The following is a 17,663-nucleotide window of genomic DNA, read 5'->3' as shown; positions in this document are numbered from 1 at the left end:
GGCAAGGATTCAGGCCGCGACGGATCATGTACGGGGGCTTCCGCGTTCATGGGGCAAGCAAAAAGGACAGAGATGATGCTTGCCAACGCCCGCCGTGAAATCCTGACCCGTCCGATCTTCTCCCTCGTCGAGGCAGCCTTGCCCGCCCTTTCCGCTACGGAGAGCGAAGCGATCGAGGCGGGCAACAGCTGGTGGGACGCCGCTCTTTTTACCGGTAATCCGGACTGGGATCAGTTGCTTGCCGTGCCGCCCGCCCGGCTGACCGATGCGGAGCAGGCCTTCATGAATGGCCCCGTCGAACAGCTGTGCGGCATGATCGACGACTGGCGCATGACCTGGGAAACGCACGACCTGTCGCAGGAAGCATGGGACTATCTCAAGCAGGAAAAATTCTTCGGGATCATCATTCCCAAGGAACATGGCGGTCTTGGCTTCTCCAATTTCGCGCATAGCGAGATTGTCCGCAAGATCGCGACCCGATCCGTGTCCGCGGCCGTCACCGCGATGGTCCCCAACAGCCTGGGGCCGGGCGAACTCATCCTGCGTTTTGGAACCAAGGAACAACAGCGCTACTGGCTACCACGGCTGGCGGATGGTCGCGAAATTCCGGCTTTCGGCCTGACCAGCCCGGAAGCCGGCTCCGATGCGGCGGCGATGGTCGACGAAGGCGTCATCTGCAAGGGGCAGTGGGACGGCGAGGAGGTGATCGGCATCCGCCTCAACTGGCGCAAGCGCTATATCACCTTGGGTCCGGTCGCGACATTGCTGGGCCTCGCCTTCAAGCTGCGCGATCCCGACCATCTGCTGGGCGGGCAGGACGAGATCGGCATCACCGTCGCGCTGGTCCCCACCGACCTTCCCGGCGTGTCGATCGGGCGCAGGCATATCCCCTCGATGCAGAGTTTCCAGAACGGCCCCAATGAGGGCCATGACGTGTTCATCCCGCTCGACAACATCATCGGCGGCCCGGATCGCGTCGGCCAGGGCTGGAAAATGCTCATGAGCGCACTGGCGGCCGGCCGGGGCATTTCCCTGCCTTCCCTGTCTGCAGCCGCCGGCGCCTTTGCGGCTCATACGACCGGCGCCTATGCGCGGGTGCGCTCCCAGTTCAACCTGCCGATCGGCAAGTTCGAGGGGATACAGGAGCGGCTGGCGCGGATCGCGGCCAATGCCTATCTGCTCGATGGCGCGCGCCGCCTGACCTGCGCGGGGCTCGATCAGGGGAACCACCCCGCCGTCATTTCCTCGATCCTCAAGCTGCATGCGACCGAACGCATGCGGACCGTCATCAACGATGCGATGGACGTGCATGGCGGCAAGGGCGTGATCGACGGACCCAATAATTATCTCGGCAATCAGTATCGCGCGATCCCGGTCGGCATCACGGTCGAGGGCGCCAATATCCTCACCCGCAGCCTGATGGTGTTTGGCCAGGGCGCGATCCGCTCCCATCCCTATCTGCTCAAGGAAATCCGCGCAGTCGCCGATGCCAATCGCGGCCGGGCGCTGGCGCAGTTCGACGATGTGCTGTGGAAGCATGTCGGCCACGCGCTCAAGACCGCGATCCGCGCCTTCGCGCGTAACTGGACCGGCGGCCTGTTTGCACCGGCGCCCAAAGCCGGGCGCGCGACGCGCTTTTATCGCCAGATGAGCCGCTATTCCGCGGCCTTTGCCTTCATTTCCGACATATCCTTCCTGACCCTGGGCGGCGAGCTCAAGCGGCGGGAACTTCTCTCTGCCCGACTGGGCGATATACTGTCCGAACTCTATCTTCTGTCCGGCGCGCTCAAGCGCTGGGAGGATGAAGGGCGCCAGGATGATGATTTTCCCCTGCTCGCCTGGTGCATGGACAGTGGCTTTGCCACGATCGAGCAAAGGTTCGTCGAGATCATCGAGAATTTTCCCGCGCGGCCAGTGGGTTGGATGTTGCGCCTGTTCATCCTCCCCTTTGGCCGGCGTCGTCATGGCCCGACGGACCGGACCATCCGTCAGTGCGCGCAGATCATCCTGGAACCTTGCCCAGCGCGCGAACGGCTGATCGACAATGTGTTCATCGGCGGTCCGGAAGAACCTGTCGCCCGCCTGACCGAAGCCTTCCGCCTGATGGTCGATACCCAGCCGATCCACGACCGGCTGCGCAAGGCGCGGATCAAGGATTGGGCCAAAGCGCGCGAGCGCGGGCTGCTGTCGAGCGCAGAGCTGGCGCAGCTTGAAGAGGCAGATCGCGCGGTCGCGGACGTCATCGCCGTGGATGATTTCGCACCCGAGGATCTGCGGCGCAATTCTGCTGCATCGGACCTGGCACAGGCCGCCGAATGAGCAGGCCGGTCTTTATTGTCGATGGCGCCCGCACGCCCTTTCTCAAAGCGCGCGGGGGCCCCGGCCCGTTCACGCCTGTTGACCTGGCGGTACAATGTGGGCGCCCCCTCCTGCTAAGGCAGAAATTTGCCGCCACGGACTTCGATCAGGTCATATTGGGGTGCGTCAACGTCATCGCAGATGAAGCCAATCCGGCGCGCGTCGCTGCACTGCGTCTGGGCTGCGGGACGCAGACGACCGCCTTTACCGTTCAGATCAATTGCGGTTCAGGCATGCAGTCGATGGACACTGCCTACCGCTATATCGCCGATGGCGGCAGCGACCTCATCCTGGCCGGCGGTGCTGAGGCGCTCAGTCACGCCCCGCTCGTGTTTCGCCAGGATGCCGTCCAATGGTTCGCCGCGATGCAGGGCGACAAGAACAACCCCCTGGCCTCGCTGAAAGCGGCCAGCGGATTTCGCCCCGACTTCCTCAAGCCCATCATCGGACTGGAACGCGGCCTCACTGATCCCATCACCGATCTTGGCATGGGTCAGACCGCTGAAATACTGGTGCACCTCTTCTCCATATCGAGGGCGGAGGCAGACGCTTATGCGGTCGAAAGCCACAAGCGTCTTGCCAGGGCGCAGGCGGAGGGATGGCTGGAGGGGGAACTTCTTCCTGCTTTTGCCGAGGATGGGACCGTATATTCCCAGGATGATGGCGTGCGGCCCGACAGCAGCACAGAGAAGCTCGCGACCCTCAAGCCGGTATTCGAGCGTCCTTATGGGAAGGTCACTGCGGGCAATAGTTCGCAGATTAGCGACGGCGCCTGCTGGACCATTCTCGCCTCGCAAGAGGCCGTCGAGCGCCATGGCCTTATGCCCCGCGCGCGGATCGTCGACAGCCAGTGGTCGGCGCTTGATCCCGCCATCATGGGCCTGGGCCCGGTGCTCGCCTCTACGGCGCTCCTCAAACGCAATGGCCATGGATTGGCGGACATCGACCTGTGGGAATTGAATGAAGCCTTCGCTGCGCAGGTGCTGGCCTGCCTTGCCGCATGGGAGGACGAAGCATTCTGTCGCACCATATTGGGCCTTGAGGGGGCGGCCGGGCGCATCGATCCCTCGCGCCTCAATGTCGATGGCGGCGCGATTTCCCTGGGGCACCCCGTGGGCACGAGTGGCACGCGGATCGCACTGCATCTGGTTCAGGCGATGGAGCGGCTCGGGCTGAGGCGCGGCATCGCCACCGAATGTATTGGCGGCGGCCAGGGCGGCGCCATGTTGATCGAACGGCTGTGAAGGAGGCCATGATGAACGATCCTGTCTGGTCCTTTCTTGCCGATCGCGATCTGGAGACCGGTCCCGCGCCCCATCGCGCGGAGGCCTTGCATCACTGGAGCTTCACGCGCGACGCCCAAGACATTGGCTGGGCTATCCTCGATCAGCAGGGAACGGACACCAATCTTCTGTCCCATGCCGTGCTTGAAGAGCTTGGCCATATACTCGGCATGATCGCCGACCGCGCGCCCAAGGCGCTGGTCATTCGATCAGGCAAGAAACAGGGCTTTCTTGCCGGCGCGGATATCAGCGAGTTTCGTGACATGCGCGACGAGGCGATGGTGCGGGACCGGATCGCCGCCGCACATGCGATCGTCGACCGGCTCGAAGCCCTAACCTTTCCGACCATTGCGGTCATCCACGGCTATGCCATGGGTGGCGGCCTCGAGGTCGCGCTGGCGTGCCATCAGCGCATTGCTATCGAAGGGACAAGGTTCGGCTTCCCCGAAATACAGCTTGGCCTACATCCGGGCCTCGGCGGCACGGCGCGCTTCACCCATTTATGCGACCCGATCGCGGCGATGGAACTGATGCTGACCGGCAAGTCGATCGATGCTGGCCACGCGAAAGATATGGGGCTGGTCGATGCGGTCGTTCCTGAACGCCATGTCCACGCCGCCATCATGGCAGCGGTTGCAGGAGATATGGACCAGGGCCGTCAGGCATTGCTGGATCGCCTGAAGGACGCCGCGCCAGTCCGCCATCTGGCAGCGCGGCAGATGCGCAGCCAGGCGGAAGCCAAAGCACCCTTGGCCCATTATCCCGCGCCCCATGCGCTCATCGACCTGTGGGAAACTCATGGTGGCGACCGGGAGGCGATGAAACAGGCGGAGATCATCTCCTTCGCGCATCTCATGATGAGCGATAGCGCGCAAAATCTCATCCGTGCCTTTTTCCTGCGCCAGAAGCTCAAGGCACTGGCTGGGCCGGGCAATAAAACGATCGCCCACGTTCATGTCATCGGTGCGGGCGCGATGGGCGGCGACATCGCGGCCTGGTGCGCCTGGCGCGGCCTGCGCACCAGCATCTCCGACGTGAAGCCCGGGCCGATTGGCGCGGCCCATAACCGAGCTGCGAAGCTGTATGAAAAGCTCGCTCACGGAGATCGGCTCAAGGTTCGCGATGCGCTGGATCGGTTGATCCCTGACCCGAATGGTGCGGGCATCGCCAAGGCCGACATTCTGATCGAGGCAGCCCCGGAAAAGGTTGATCTCAAGCGGACCCTCTATGCGAGCGCCGAGCCACGTATGAAGGACGGCGCAATCCTGGCGACCAACACCTCCTCCATTCCGCTTGAGCAATTGCGCGAGGGGTTACGCCATCCCGAGCGGCTGATCGGCATCCATTTCTTCAATCCCGTGTCGCGGCTCGACCTGGTGGAGGTCATCAGCCATGACGGGGTCGATCCGGAAGTCGAGGCGGGCGCAAGAGCCTTTGTCGGCATCATCGGCAAGCTGCCGGCCCCGGCCCGCAGCGCCCCCGGCTTCATCGTCAACCGGATCCTTACCCCCTATCTGGTCGAGGCGATGACGATGATGGACGAGGGCATCGCGCCCGAGACGATCGACAAGGCGGCAATGGATTTCGGCATGCCCATGGGCCCGCTGGAACTTGCAGATCAGGTCGGCCTCGATATCGGCCTTGCAGTTGCCGACATGCTCAAGCGAGAACTGGACTGGCCGATGCCTGCCACGCCGCAATGGTTGGCAGACAAGGTCTCGGCGGGTCAGTTGGGCCGGAAAGCCGGGAAAGGCATATATGCCTGGAAGGACGGCCATGCGGTCAAGAACAGCGCCCCGCAGCCCCCGCCGGAGATGGCGGACCGGCTCATCATGCCGATGCTCAACATGGCCGCCGCGATCCTGCGCGAGAAAGTGACCGACGATCCAGATATCATCGACGCTGCCATGATCTTTGGTACCGGATTTGCGCCCTTCCGCGGCGGACCGCTCCATTATGCCCACGCACGCGGGATTGGCGAAGTCAAAGCCGTGCTGGAAGGGCTGCGCGAAGCCCATGGCGAGCGGTTCCGGCCCGATCCGGGCTGGGACATGCTGCAATGAGGACCGGCGGGACCGGTCCTCTCGAACTTGGTTCGGCAGAGGAGGTCGCCGACCGCATCATCGCTCGCACTGACGGGCATATCGTCCTTGGCCTGCCATTGGGCCTGGGCAAGGCGCCCCATATCGTCAATGCCCTCTTCGCCCGTGCCAGCGCTGATCCGGCCATCAGGCTGCGTATCTTCACGGCGCTCACGCTCGAGCAGCCCTCGCTTGGCACGGACCTCGAGCGTCGTTTTCTCGAGCCCGTGTTCGAGCGGACAATGGGCGGATATCCGCGCTTTGCTTATGCGCAGGCGCAGCGTGCGGGCGAGATGCCGGCCAATATCGAGGTGAATGAATTTTTCTTCCAGGCCGGCAGCCGGCTCGGCAATGGAGATGCACAGCGCCACTATATCGCGGCCAACTATACACATGCGATGCGCTATCTGATCGACCAAGGCGTCAATGTCGTGGCGCAGATCGTGGCGCGACGGGGAACCAGCTATAGCCTCAGCTGCAATAGCGACATGACCCTCGACCTGCTTGCAGAGCGCGATCGGGGCCGGGCTGATTTTGCCCTGATCGGTCAGGTCAATGACGAATTGCCCTTCATGCGCGGTCCGGCGGAAATCCCGTCCGATCGGTTCGCAATCATTCTCGACAGCGCGCAGACACGCTTTCCCCTCTTCGGGCCGCCACGCCAACCCGTAAGCCCTGCCCAGCACGCCATCGGCGCCCATGTGGCCGCGCTGATAGCCGATGGCGGCTCGCTTCAGATCGGCATCGGCGCGATCGGCGACGCGATCGCCCACAGTCTGATCCTCCGGCAGGCACGGCCCGATTCCTATCGCGCAACGCTTGACCGGCTGGGCGCTCCCAAGCCATGGGAAACCGGCCCGTTTGAGGAAGGCCTATACGCGCCGACCGAGATGCTGGTCGACTGTTTCCTCGATCTCATAAGGGCCGGCATCGTCAAGCGTGAAGCGGATGGCGCGATCGTACATGGCGGCTTCTTCGTTGGCCCGCGCAGCTTCTATGCCGCGTTGCGGGACATGGATGAGGATCTGCGTGATCGCATCCATATGCGCGAGATCAGCTATATCAATGCGCTGTTCGGCAACGAAGCGGCCAAGCGCAAGGCCCGGCACAAGGCCCGCTTCGTCAACAGCGCCATGATGGTCACGCTGCTGGGCGCCACGATCTCGGACGGGCTTGAAGATGGCCAGGTCGTCAGCGGCGTGGGCGGCCAGTATAATTTCGTGGCGCAGGCGCTCGAACTCGACGGCGCGCGTTCGATCATCACGCTGCCTGCCACCCGGCGTCACAAGGGCGAGAGCCAGTCCAATATCGTCTGGAGCTATGGTCACGAAACCATCCCGCGCCATTTGCGCGATATGGTCGTGACCGAATATGGCGTGGCGGACCTGCGCGGCCAAAGCGATGAGCAGGTCATCCAGCGCCTGATCGCCATCGCCGACAGCCGCTTTCAAGGCGAACTTGTGGAAAAGGCCCGGTCCGCGGGCAAGATAGCGCCCGACTGGGACATTCCCGAAGCGTACAGGGATAATCTGCCCGAGCGGATCAGCGCGGCCATGCCCAAGGAGACATTTCCGTCCTTCCCGTTCGGCACGGACTTTACGCAGATCGAGCAGCGGCTCCTGCCGGCGATGCAATATCTGGCAGACCATGCGACCAGGCCCGCCCAACTGGCCGCCCTGCTTGCCCGCGGCCTGCGCGGTGGTCAGCCCGACGAAGCGGAATTTGCCGCACTTGAGCGCATGGGGCTGGATGCGCCCCATGGCGTCAGGGAGCATAGCTATCGCGCGCTCATCCTGGGAGCCTTGCGCAGTGCCGGACAGTAAGGACAGGAAAGAGGCGACCGGGCCAGGCGTCGTTTCGACAGACAGGGGAATGGAGCAGATGAAGGACGGCAAGGATAGCCCGCACCCCGATCTTGACGCAGAAGAGGCCGCCCATGTCGAGGAGCGTAGTACGGGGTCGGCAAAGGTCGTCCATGAGGTCGTGCGGCTCCAGGGCGAGGAGGAGCTGGATCGTCCGATCCTTGCGCTCATGCTTTCCGGCCTGGCCGCCGGCCTCGCGATCACCCTGTCGCTCATGTCCGAACTGTTCCTGCGGGCAAGGCTGCCCGACACGGACTGGGCGCCCCTCATCTACCTGCTGGGCTATCCGGTCGGATATCTGATAGTGATCATGGGACGGCTCCAGCTCTTTACCGAAAGCACGGTCACAGCGGTGCTGCCGGTCGCGACCCGTCCGAGCCTTAGCAATCTGGGCCGTCTGGCGCGCCTGTGGGCCTGCGTGCTGGCTGGGAATCTTGTCGGCGTGACGCTCGTAAGCGCGCTGATGGCCGGTGAGATCATCATCACGCATGAACAGCGCATCGTGGCGCTCGATATTCTCGCCAAGCTCGAATGGCAGGACTGGTCGAAAACCCTGATGCTGGGCATTCCGGCTGGCTTCATCATGGCCGCGATTGCGTGGGCCTTGCCAAATGCCAAGGGCAGCGAATTCTGGGTAATCTTCCTCCTGACCTATGTCATCGGTCTTGGCGGCTTTTCGCATGTCGTCACCGGTTCTTCCCAGATCAGCTTCCTCTGGTTGAGCGGCGAGGTCAGTTTCCAGCAGGCCTGGTTCGGTTTCTCTCTGCCTGCGCTCATCGGCAACATCATCGGTGGTAGCGGCCTGTTCGCGGTCCTGGCCCATGGGCAGATGCGAAGCGACCTTACCGAAGGGGGATAGCGTTCGGTTTCAACCGTCGCCGGCAGGCAGAACTGCGCGAAGAGACTTCTCGATTTCCCCGCCGCAATAGGCGTGGCCATAGCGCTCCACGCTTCTTGCCTCGAGCCTCGCCAGGGCAGGATGAGCGCGCAGACGCTGGACCAGACCCATCGTTGCCGGCGCATATTGGGCGAGCATGGCAGCGATCGCGCCGAAGCGGCTGGCCATGGTGCCCCATAATGTCACGGTCACGATATCGGCCAGACCCGGTTTTGCGGTGCTGAGCATGAACCCCTTTCCAGCTTCAAGGCCGTTGCTTGTGCCGACAGCCTCCCAGATGCGCATCCATTTCACCAGCCGAGGAATAAAGCTGGCCCATCGATCCTCCGTCCACATCTGCCGGCCGCCATCCAGCGTAAGTTCGTCAATGATATCATTCGCGTCATTGACGAGCTTGACCGTCAAGGCGCGGCCGCGGGCACCGCCATGCACAAGGGCAAGACGTTCTGCCAGATAGACCATGATTGCTGGCATCTGCGACAGGGCAAATCCGGTGTCATTATCAATCAGGAGGGGTGGTCCCATGAAGGGCACTGGCTGATCCTCCGAAGCCATTTTCATCAGCGCGGCGATCTCACCTTCATCATGTTCGTTCCAGCTCTTGCCCGCAAAGGCAAGCGCGGCCCGGATGAACTGTCCGCGGAATGGCAATGGCCAATAATAGAGCTCGAAATCCCTCTCCACCCTCATCCCTCCTTTACGTCCGTGCCTGTGCCAGAAGGCTTTCCTGGGCATATTGGTTGCCATGAAAATCTTGCTGGCAACATCCGGGCTGTAATGGTGCACAGGAACACAGTGGCGCAGTTCGCGTTCTCCAATATGAGCTATCAGCAGTTTCCAGCAGCAGTTTCGGGGGGCAGCCAGGCGATGAGACCCAAGCTTCGATGGGGGACATAGCCTCAAAGAAGGTCTTCTCCGCCAATGATAGTGCAGTTGCGCATGGAGCTTGGAACGCATGTCGAATGAAATAGGTTCGGTTCGGCAATGGGATGAGGGGGACCTGATGGAAGCCTTTCTTCTCATTCAAAGCGAGCGCCATACCAGTGACGACCAGATAATTTTTGCAGAGATGCGGCGCCGTGCCGGTGGCGGCGCACGTGAGCAGCGCGATGCTTCGAACCGGCCTCGACTGTGGAACTTCGAGCCGGACAAGCCTCTGTTCTAAGATATGGTTGCCAGCCCGGCGCGCGCCAAAGGCGAAGCGTTGCCGGGCCGGGGCACCTCAACCCGCTGCAAGCCTGTCAGGCGAAAAGCGGTCTGTCATTTCGGCGGGCGCCCGCCCACTCACCCAGGCGGATTGCGATCTGATCGCGTCCCCCACGCTTTGCGTCGTAAAGCGCCTCATCTGCCAGCCGGTAGAGGGTGCCAAAGTCAGCGCGGGATGCCGAGGCCGTCACGCCTATGCTCACCGTCACCATGCGATTGCCGATGATGTCGCCATGGCTCAGATCGGCCAAGGTTCCGCGCAGGGTTTGTGCAAATTGCTCGATGTTCCCAACTTCAGTTCCTGTGACCATCATCGCAAATTCCTCCCCGCCCAGACGACATACGGCACAGGAGGAATTCTCATGCTGTGCGATGCAGCGGCCAATTGCTGCCAGAACGTGATCGCCAGCCTCATGACCATAGACATCGTTGATCGACTTGAACCAATCGACGTCGATCAGGAGCAGGGCAACCAGTCCGCCTGATACAGGCAAGCCTTCGAGCATCCTGCCGGTTCTTTCCATGAAACCCCGTCGGTTTGGCAACCCTGTCAGAACGTCACGGCGGGCAAGCTCATGGGCCTTGGCCTCTGCGAGACGGGCGACGTCTCGTTCCATCCGCAACCGAGCATGAGCACGCGAAGCGGCAGCGGAGAGCCACAATGTTTGCCAGGCCGCTGCGAACAGGACCAGAATTTGCGATCCACCGCCCCAGAACATGGCGTCCGCATCGAAGAAGCTGGTCGACGCAAGGACGATCATTGGCAGTGCCCAGGCCCCACCCAGGCTCCGCGCCGCGCTGCTTCCCCGTCGCCATGCCTGGCCGATACAGGATGCGACCGCCGCCAGATTGGCCAGGACCAGGAACCCCAGCAGATTGCCGAGCATGTCGAACGGCCCCGAACGCATCAGCGAAAGCGGGATGCCCAATGCGCACACGCTTGCGGTGAGGCCCAGGGCGGTGCGCCTCAACCCCGCATCGAGATGCTGTTTTTCAAGAGCAGTGACGGCGCTCAAAGTGGCGAGCGTGATGGCGAGACAGGAGAGAGCAGTGCAGATTTGCGCCGATACCGCGCCCGCCATCGAGGGAAAGAAGAACAGATGAAGTTGCGACCAGCACGCCCCCCATATGACCATGCAGCATGCCCATGCAGCCTGCCAGCCGGCATGTTGCTGACGAACGGCAAGAGCCAGTGAGGCGTTATAAATCGCGCCCACAATCAGCAGAACGAGCGCAGCACCGGTCAAGGTAGCCAGGCCAGTTGTCTGGGTGGCTTCTTCACCGCGCTCGACAAGCCTCATCCGCAGGAGATGCGCGCTCGCCACTCTATCAAATCTCAAGGTGAAGGCCACGACAGGAACGTCGCGATAGGGCGCGCGGAACGCGAGTTGGCCGCCAGCTCTCCAATAGGTCCCGAAATTGCCGCTCCGGACATGTTGCTGCTCGACGGCACCGTCACGATAGATGAAGCGCACGACCAGCCGATCAAATCGAGAGCTGTGGATGATCAGCGACAGATCCTCATGATCGCGCGAGCCCTGGGGCAAGGCGGCATGGAGCCACAATGTGCCCTTCTGATAGCCATCAGGATCACCATTGCAGACAAAATGGGAGGGGCGCGTGTCGTCAGGGGCGATCGATCGGCTCACTGCATGACATAGAGGATCGCCAATGCGTAGCAATTCAGCGCGCGCAGGCTGTGCCCCGCCCAGGATCAGTAGTGCGATCGAGAGCATGGCGCAGCAAATCGCCAGCCCATGTCAGGATAGACCCCTGATCAGAATCCGCGCATTCATCGCGGCCCCTCTAGCATGAAAATGCGTAAATATACTGGGCACTTTGCCACTGGCTCACCTGCGGGCAGCAATCCGCCCGGCTCGCGTCAACACTCACCATGAAATGACGAAGGGCTTCATGAAAATCCCGCCGCTAAATCCATGACGATATCGAAATGAATATTTCGAATGCCGCTCCATCTATGCCTTCTGTCTCAATAAACCTTGGCGAGGGCGCTCTGATAGTGTCAAAATTGCCACATTAGCATTATTGTTTTCGCACGCGGCAACCCCGGTGCATGCCCTTTAGTTTGAGCCTCGTGGACATAATCAAACAGGGACGTACATCATGAAGAAGATCATTCTCCCGTTGCTGGGCTGCCTGGCACTACCGACTGCTGCCATGGCCCAGGACGACACCGCACCCGATGGCAGCAAAGCCTTCGGTATTGAACCCTATGTAGGCATTCTGGGCGGTTATCACACTTTCGACCGCGGGACCGAGTTCGGCAGCGTTCCGGGCGAGACGATCATGAACGGTGCCCTGATCAGCGGCATCGCGGGCGTGAATGTGCCGCTCGGGCCGGTGTTCGTCGGGGTGGAAGGGAACGCCTCGAAGGGCTTTAGCGACATCGACTGGGAATATGGCGTGAAGGGCCGTGTAGGCGCCCGCGCAGGCGAGAGCGGTTTGATCTACGCCTCGGCCGGCTATCAGTGGGTCAATGGCAAAGGCGGCTGGCCCGACGAGAAGGACTGGATGTACGGTGCGGGTGTCGAGGTGGGGCCAAAGGAGATCGGCCTTGGCGGGGTCACTGGCAGCAGCGGCGTCCGCCTGCGCGTGCAGGTCGACACCTATGATTGGGACAGTTTCCGTCCCATGGCTGGCGTCATTTTCCACTTCTGAAAATTACCACACAGTTCCAGGGGAAGGAATAAGACATGGCCTTCCCCCAAGGCGCAAAGGCTGATCGTAAAGCCGCTTCTGGGTCGCATGCGCCTTGAGTGGAAGATGGGCGCTGCCATGGGGAGAGCGGGCAACTACAGCGGGCCCGTTCTCCCATTCAGCGAGAATGTGCCGGGCTCATTCACATGATCTGGAGATTTTCTTCCCGCACCGTGAACCCGTTGAACAACAAGGCGTTTTGCGTGGGCTACTGCGCTCTTTGCAGGATTTTGGAGGCTTGTGCATGACGATCGAGGTTCGCTTCCCCGATGGCAGCCGTCGGGATGTGCCGAGCGAGCTTCGTATTCTGCACGCAGACAGCGCGAGCGAAGAGCCTGCATTCTGGCATGTACCGCTCAACTGCGATTGTTATTGGCGTTTTGCGTTTGACGGCGTGCACTGGAATGCGCGCCCCAGAACAGGTAGCCTTGCCATGTTCCGCAGTCCGGGCATCGAGTGGTGGCGGGGCATAGCAACAATGTCGGACGAAGCGGCTTTGGGTCAGGAACAGTGTCTGCTGGTCGCCGTCAACGCCTGATAGCCTATAACTTCTCTTGAACAGCGCGAGGCGATGCGCTCACCATTGTGTCAGCATATTCTATGTGAGCCGCTGCCAGGCCTCTTCCATCGCATCGCAAAGTTGGGCGGCCCAGAAGGATTGCCCCTCGCCTTGGGAAATAATGTCCTGCCTGACCTCGATTTCAGCGTAGCGAAGGTCATTTGAAAGGGCGTGGAAGGGCATGCTGTAATCGGTTTCATCCATGGCATAGGGAGCATTGTCGCCCACCTCGATTGGCAACCGGCGCAGCGCGTCCAGCAGGCAGGTCGCAAAATCGGTTCGGCCGGCGGCGTGCAGGACGCCCACCGACCAGGGGCGCCTGATCTCGTCCAGTATCGGGGTGAAACTATGGAGCGCGAGCAGGATTGTCTCCTGCCCCGCTGCTAGCCGAGCTGAGATCATTTCTGAAATGCTGGCATGATATGGAGCATGGATGGAGGCGACACGCGCCAGCCTGTCGGTTTCGGTCAAACCCTGATTGCCACCGATATCGGTCCCATCGGAAGACGCAGGAATCGCGTCGTCGCGCGAGGGATCGCGATTACAGTCGATCACCAATCGCGAATAATTCTGGAAGATGAAAGAGGCATCGAGGAGACGCGCCAGTTCCAGGCCCATTTCTCTCACGCCTAGGTCAATTGCGATATGCCGAGACCAATCGGCCGGGCCTACGCCGAGATCACCCAGGGCTGAAGGAACTGCCAGCCCTGCATGATCTCCGGTCAGGAGGAACGGGGAGCAGCCCTTCGCGTTGATGACGGTGGAGGGCGCGGGATCGGCTGGCAGCAGTAGATTCATGGTTTCTCCCTGCCCATTGGGAACGTCCTTCCATGCCGTTGCTCACAATCGAACATGTGACGACTTATCGCTATCAGCAATCGGTGTCGCTGGGCGAACATCGCATCATGATGCGGCCGCGTGAGGCCTTCGACCAGCGACTGCTCCACGCGCGGCTCGACATCGATCCCCAACCTTGTGAATTGCGCTGGCTGCATGATGTATTCGGAAATTCCGTGGCCATTGCTTTGTTCGACAAACGCACGTCGCAGCTGAAAGTCGCGAGCGAGGTTACGCTCGAGCATGCGCCCTTGACGCAGCAGCAGGTCGACGTCGAACCCTATGCCCGGCTTTTCCCCTTCACCTATTCGTCGGAAGACATGCCCGATCTGTTGCGGTCGATCGAACGACACCATCTCGATCCCGAGCGGATCGTCGACAATTGGGCCAGAGGTTTCGTCAGCAATCATGGTGATACAGCGACCATCGATCTCCTGACGCGGATCGCGACAGGCATCCAGCGTGACTTCACCTATGTGCCACGACATGAAAAGGGCACCCAATCTCCTATGGAGACATTGCGCAAGCGGCAGGGGACCTGCCGTGACTTCGCCGTGCTGATGATTGAGGCTGTCCGGGCGCTGGGCTTCGCCGCCCGCTTCGTGTCGGGCTATGTCTATAATCCGTCGCGCACCGAGGGGCTGGTCGGTGGCGGCAACACCCATGCCTGGGTCCGTATCTTCCTGCCCGGATCTGGCTGGGTGGAATTCGATCCGACAAATGGGATCATCGGCAATCGCGGCTTGATCCGCGTGGCGATCGCGCGCGACCCGTATCAGGCGCTTCCGTTGTCGGGCACCTGGTTCGGCCTGCCTGCAAGCTTTCTGGGGATGGACGTGAGCGTCAACGTCAGTCGTGCCGATCCAAAACCATTCTCCCTCTCCGGCCATGGCGCCATCAACAGCCGGCTTGCCGGCAATCAGGAAACGAACCCGACATGCTGATCCGGTGCGGCTATGATATTGAGTTCTCGACCGAGAACCGGACGGCGATGATGGCCATGCTCAGCCTGCATCCGTCGCGCCATCAGGATCTGCGGACGCCGCAGCGGCTGATAGCGACGCCGGACATTCCGCTTTATCAATTCGAGGACGGGTTCGGCAATGTCGCCACCCGGCTCACCATCCCACCGGGCAATGTGCGCTTGTCATGCGACTTTGTGATCGAGGATAGCGGAGATCCCGACCAGCGCTCGCCCAGTGGTCCTCAGATGCCGGTGGAAGAGCTTCCAGATGCCGTCATGCCCTTTCTGCTTGGCAGCCGCTATTGCGAAACCGACCGTCTGATGGACGTGGCATGGGCTCAATTTGGTTATCTGGCCAGCGCGCGGGAAAGGGTGGAGGCGATCGTGGGCTTCGTGCATCATCATATTGAATTTGGCTATCAGCATGCGCGCGCCGACAAGACCGCCTGGAATGGCTATCAGGAGCGAAAGGGCGTGTGCCGTGACTTCGCCCATCTCGCCATAACCTTGTGCCGCTGCATGAATATTCCCGCTCGCTATTGCACCGGTTACCTCGGCGACATCGGCGTGCCTCCGGTAGATGCTCCGATGGATTTCAGTGCATGGTTCGATGTCTATATCGACGGCGCCTGGTATACCCATGATGCGCGCCATAACCGCCCGCGCATCGGCCGGATCCTGATGGCACGCGGGCGCGATGCCACCGACGTAGCCTTGACGACGGCTTTTGGCCCGGCAAATCTGGTGCGATTTCAGGTGCACACCCAGGAAGTAACCGCCCTTGACTGAGCAAAGCGACCCGCTTCTCCAACCCTGGACTGGCCCGCTTGGCGCGCCACCTTTTGCGCGGATAGGTGATGACCAGTTCCTTCGCGCGGTCACGACCAGCATCGCCTGGCACAAGGCTGAACTTGATGCGATTTGCGAGCAGGTCGCGCCCGCGACCTTCGAGAATACGATTGCCGCACTGGAACGGTCGGGCGAGCCGCTCGCGCGCGTCCGGCGGTTGTTCTGGGCCCTGTCCTCGGCGAAGGGCACGCTGGCCATCCGCGAGGCGGAAGCTGAGATTTCGGCGCGACTTAGCGCGCACGCCGTCGCCATAAGCCATAATGACCAATTGGCAGCGCGCGTCTTCGCAGTCCATGCTTCACGGCACGAGAGCGGCCTCACCCCGGAACAGGTCCGCCTCGTGGAGGATAGCCATGCAAGCTTCCTTAGAGGCGGCGCAGCATTGACGAGGGCTGGCAAGGACCGCTTTGCCGCCATCGAGGCTCGCCTGTCTGCCCTAGCAGTTCAATTCGGGCAGAATGTGCTTGCCGCAACAAATGCCTGGGTGCTCGATCTGGAGAAGAATGAGCTCGAGGGACTGCCCAGCGCAATATGCGAGGCGGCTGCGGCGCGAGCAGCAGCAAAGGGGTTGCAGGACCGTTATCACATAACGCTCGATCGCACCGACCTGGAGGCATTTCTGACCTTTTCGAAGAGGCGCGACTTGCGCGAGGCCCTCTGGCGGGCCTTCACCGCCCGTTGCGACGGCGGCCAACATGATAATTGGCCCATCATCGCCGAAATGCTCGCGTTGCGCAGGGAAAGGGCGGTCCTGCTGGGCTATGCCGACCATGCGCATTATGCGCTGGCCGACAGCATGGCGCATGATCCGGCAGCAGCGAGCGCGCTGATGCGCCAGCTGTGGGCGCCGGGCAAACGGCGCGCAGCGCAGGAAGCTGCTGAACTGCAGGCATTGATCGATGCGGAGGGCGGCGATTTCCGCCTCGCGCCCTGGGACTGGCGCTTTTACGCGGAACAGGTACGACGCACCCGTTACGCACTCGATACTGCGGCAGCTGCGGAGCATTTGCGGCTCGATGCGGTGCGGCAGGCAGCATTCGACACAGCCGGCCGACTTTATGGCCTGAGCTTCTACAGGCGTGCGGACATAGAAGGCTATCATCCGGACGTCTGGGCCTGGGAAGTGAAGGAGAGCAACGGGAGCACTGTGGGTCTGCTCTTCACCGACTATCTGGCCCGCCCGGAAAAACATGGTGGCGCTTGGATGGGAAGCCTGCGGGTGCAAGAAGCGATGGATGGCGACGTGCGCCCGATCGTCTATCTGGTCGCCAATTTTGCCGCTGCTCCGCCACCCGACCGGGGTGCGACCCGCCTTTCGATTGATGAGGCGCGCACCTTGTTTCATGAATTTGGCCATGCATTGCATGGGCTTCTTTCACGGGTCACCTACCCCAGCCAGTCCGGAACTGCGGTTGCCCGCGACTTCGTGGAATTTCCGAGCAAGTTCATGGAGAACTGGATTGTCAGCCCGCAGGTGCTCGCCGATCTTGGGATGCCTGAAGATCTGATCAGCGCCATTCGCGAGGCGGAGGCTTATGGTCAGGGCTTTGCCACCGTGGAATTGATCGGTTGCGCATTGGTGGACCTTGCTATCCACCAGAATCCGGACGCTCAGATCGATCCTCGCGCATTTGTCGAGGCGCAGCTTGATGCGCTCGGAATGCCCCGCGCGGTCGGGTTGCGCCATCGCTTTCCCTATTTCACGCATATCTTTGATGGCGGCTATTCGGCTGCCTATTATAGCTATGCCTGGTCCGAAGCACTGGATGCCGACGCATTTGAGGCTTTTGTCGCGACAGGTGATATTTTCGACCCCGGTCTCGCATCGCGGTTCCGCGAAGAGATACTCGCCGCAGGAAATAGCCGCGATCCCATGGCGTCCTTTCAGGCCTTCCTGGGACGCGCGCCCGACGGAACGGCCTTGATGCGAGCAAGGCATCTTCTCGACGCTTGAACGCCCCTGGCGCGCGATCCGTTTTGCCGAGAATGAACCACGGGTTGCGGCCAATCACGCCTCGAGCCATCCGCCGCGCTGCACATGGCCTTGA

The 17,663-nt window shown here is 61.6% G+C and carries 14 protein-coding genes; 11 read left to right on the top strand and 3 right to left on the bottom strand.

All coding sequences use genetic code 11. The features are described from left to right. The first annotated feature begins 72 nt into the window (after window positions 1–72). From N6H05_RS03040 to N6H05_RS03020, 5 genes are read left to right on the top strand one after another with little or no spacing between them, the layout of a single operon-like run. Window positions 73–2,319, top strand: coding sequence for an acyl-CoA dehydrogenase (locus N6H05_RS03040; RefSeq protein WP_284112648.1), 2,247 nt, complete (start codon window positions 73–75; stop codon window positions 2,317–2,319). After that, window positions 2,316–3,602, top strand: a complete 1,287-nt coding sequence (locus N6H05_RS03035) for an acetyl-CoA C-acetyltransferase (protein WP_284112647.1) — start codon at window positions 2,316–2,318, stop codon at window positions 3,600–3,602. Before N6H05_RS03040 ends, N6H05_RS03035 begins: the two co-directional genes overlap by 4 nt. 8 nt (window positions 3,603–3,610) lie before the next feature. Beyond that, the gene (locus N6H05_RS03030) at window positions 3,611–5,704 is read left to right on the top strand and encodes a 3-hydroxyacyl-CoA dehydrogenase NAD-binding domain-containing protein (protein ID WP_284112646.1); all 2,094 of its coding nucleotides are present in this window, start codon (window positions 3,611–3,613) and stop codon (window positions 5,702–5,704) included. Continuing rightward, complete coding sequence (locus tag N6H05_RS03025) at window positions 5,701–7,545, top strand: acetyl-CoA hydrolase/transferase C-terminal domain-containing protein (RefSeq protein WP_284112645.1); 1,845 nt, start codon at window positions 5,701–5,703, stop codon at window positions 7,543–7,545. The genes N6H05_RS03030 and N6H05_RS03025 overlap by 4 nt, the downstream gene beginning before the upstream one ends. A gap of 49 nt (window positions 7,546–7,594) precedes the next feature. Then, window positions 7,595–8,443 (top strand): formate/nitrite transporter family protein, encoded by an 849-nt coding sequence (locus N6H05_RS03020; RefSeq protein WP_029547552.1) that lies wholly within the window; start codon window positions 7,595–7,597, stop codon window positions 8,441–8,443. Between the two features lie 9 nt (window positions 8,444–8,452). On the opposite strand, the gene gst is transcribed toward N6H05_RS03020, so the two are convergent. Continuing rightward, complete coding sequence (gene gst, locus N6H05_RS03015) at window positions 8,453–9,166, bottom strand: glutathione transferase, Atu5508 family (protein ID WP_502958954.1); 714 nt, start codon at window positions 9,164–9,166, stop codon at window positions 8,453–8,455. A gap of 271 nt (window positions 9,167–9,437) precedes the next feature. Here gst and N6H05_RS03010 point away from each other — a divergent pair, with 271 nt between their 5' ends. Beyond that, on the top strand, window positions 9,438–9,647 hold the full coding sequence (locus tag N6H05_RS03010; protein ID WP_010336631.1) for a hypothetical protein: 210 nt from the start codon (window positions 9,438–9,440) through the stop codon (window positions 9,645–9,647). A 76-nt stretch (window positions 9,648–9,723) separates the two neighbouring features. On the opposite strand, the gene N6H05_RS03005 is transcribed toward N6H05_RS03010, so the two are convergent. After that, complete coding sequence (locus N6H05_RS03005; protein WP_284112644.1) at window positions 9,724–11,424, bottom strand: GGDEF domain-containing protein; 1,701 nt, start codon at window positions 11,422–11,424, stop codon at window positions 9,724–9,726. A gap of 388 nt (window positions 11,425–11,812) precedes the next feature. On the opposite strand from N6H05_RS03005, the gene N6H05_RS03000 reads away from it, so the two are divergent. Next, on the top strand, window positions 11,813–12,367 hold the full coding sequence (locus N6H05_RS03000) for an outer membrane protein (protein WP_004209566.1): 555 nt from the start codon (window positions 11,813–11,815) through the stop codon (window positions 12,365–12,367). Between the two features lie 283 nt (window positions 12,368–12,650). Then, window positions 12,651–12,944, top strand: a complete 294-nt coding sequence (locus tag N6H05_RS02995) for a hypothetical protein (protein WP_284112643.1) — start codon at window positions 12,651–12,653, stop codon at window positions 12,942–12,944. Window positions 12,945–13,004: 60 nt separating this feature from the next. On the opposite strand, the gene N6H05_RS02990 is transcribed toward N6H05_RS02995, so the two are convergent. Next, window positions 13,005–13,763: an N-formylglutamate amidohydrolase gene (locus N6H05_RS02990; RefSeq protein ID WP_284112642.1), complete on the bottom strand. Its 759-nt coding sequence runs from the start codon at window positions 13,761–13,763 to the stop codon at window positions 13,005–13,007. Window positions 13,764–13,795: 32 nt separating this feature from the next. On the opposite strand from N6H05_RS02990, the gene N6H05_RS02985 reads away from it, so the two are divergent. From N6H05_RS02985 to N6H05_RS02975, 3 genes are read left to right on the top strand one after another with little or no spacing between them, the layout of a single operon-like run. Continuing rightward, window positions 13,796–14,746: a transglutaminase family protein gene (locus N6H05_RS02985; protein WP_284112641.1), complete on the top strand. Its 951-nt coding sequence runs from the start codon at window positions 13,796–13,798 to the stop codon at window positions 14,744–14,746. Next, window positions 14,740–15,555 carry a transglutaminase-like domain-containing protein gene (locus N6H05_RS02980; RefSeq protein WP_284112640.1) on the top strand — a complete coding sequence of 272 codons (816 nt, stop codon included), beginning with the start codon at window positions 14,740–14,742 and terminating at the stop codon, window positions 15,553–15,555. Before N6H05_RS02985 ends, N6H05_RS02980 begins: the two co-directional genes overlap by 7 nt. Continuing rightward, window positions 15,548–17,569, top strand: a complete 2,022-nt coding sequence (locus tag N6H05_RS02975; RefSeq protein WP_349666208.1) for a M3 family metallopeptidase — start codon at window positions 15,548–15,550, stop codon at window positions 17,567–17,569. Before N6H05_RS02980 ends, N6H05_RS02975 begins: the two co-directional genes overlap by 8 nt. Window positions 17,570–17,663 lie beyond the last annotated feature (94 nt).

It is taken from the genome of Sphingobium sp. WTD-1, assembly GCF_030128825.1.
Classification (GTDB): domain Bacteria; phylum Pseudomonadota; class Alphaproteobacteria; order Sphingomonadales; family Sphingomonadaceae; genus Sphingobium.
Note: the sequence above shows the minus strand (reverse complement) of the source record. Positions and strands in the feature narration are given on the sequence as shown.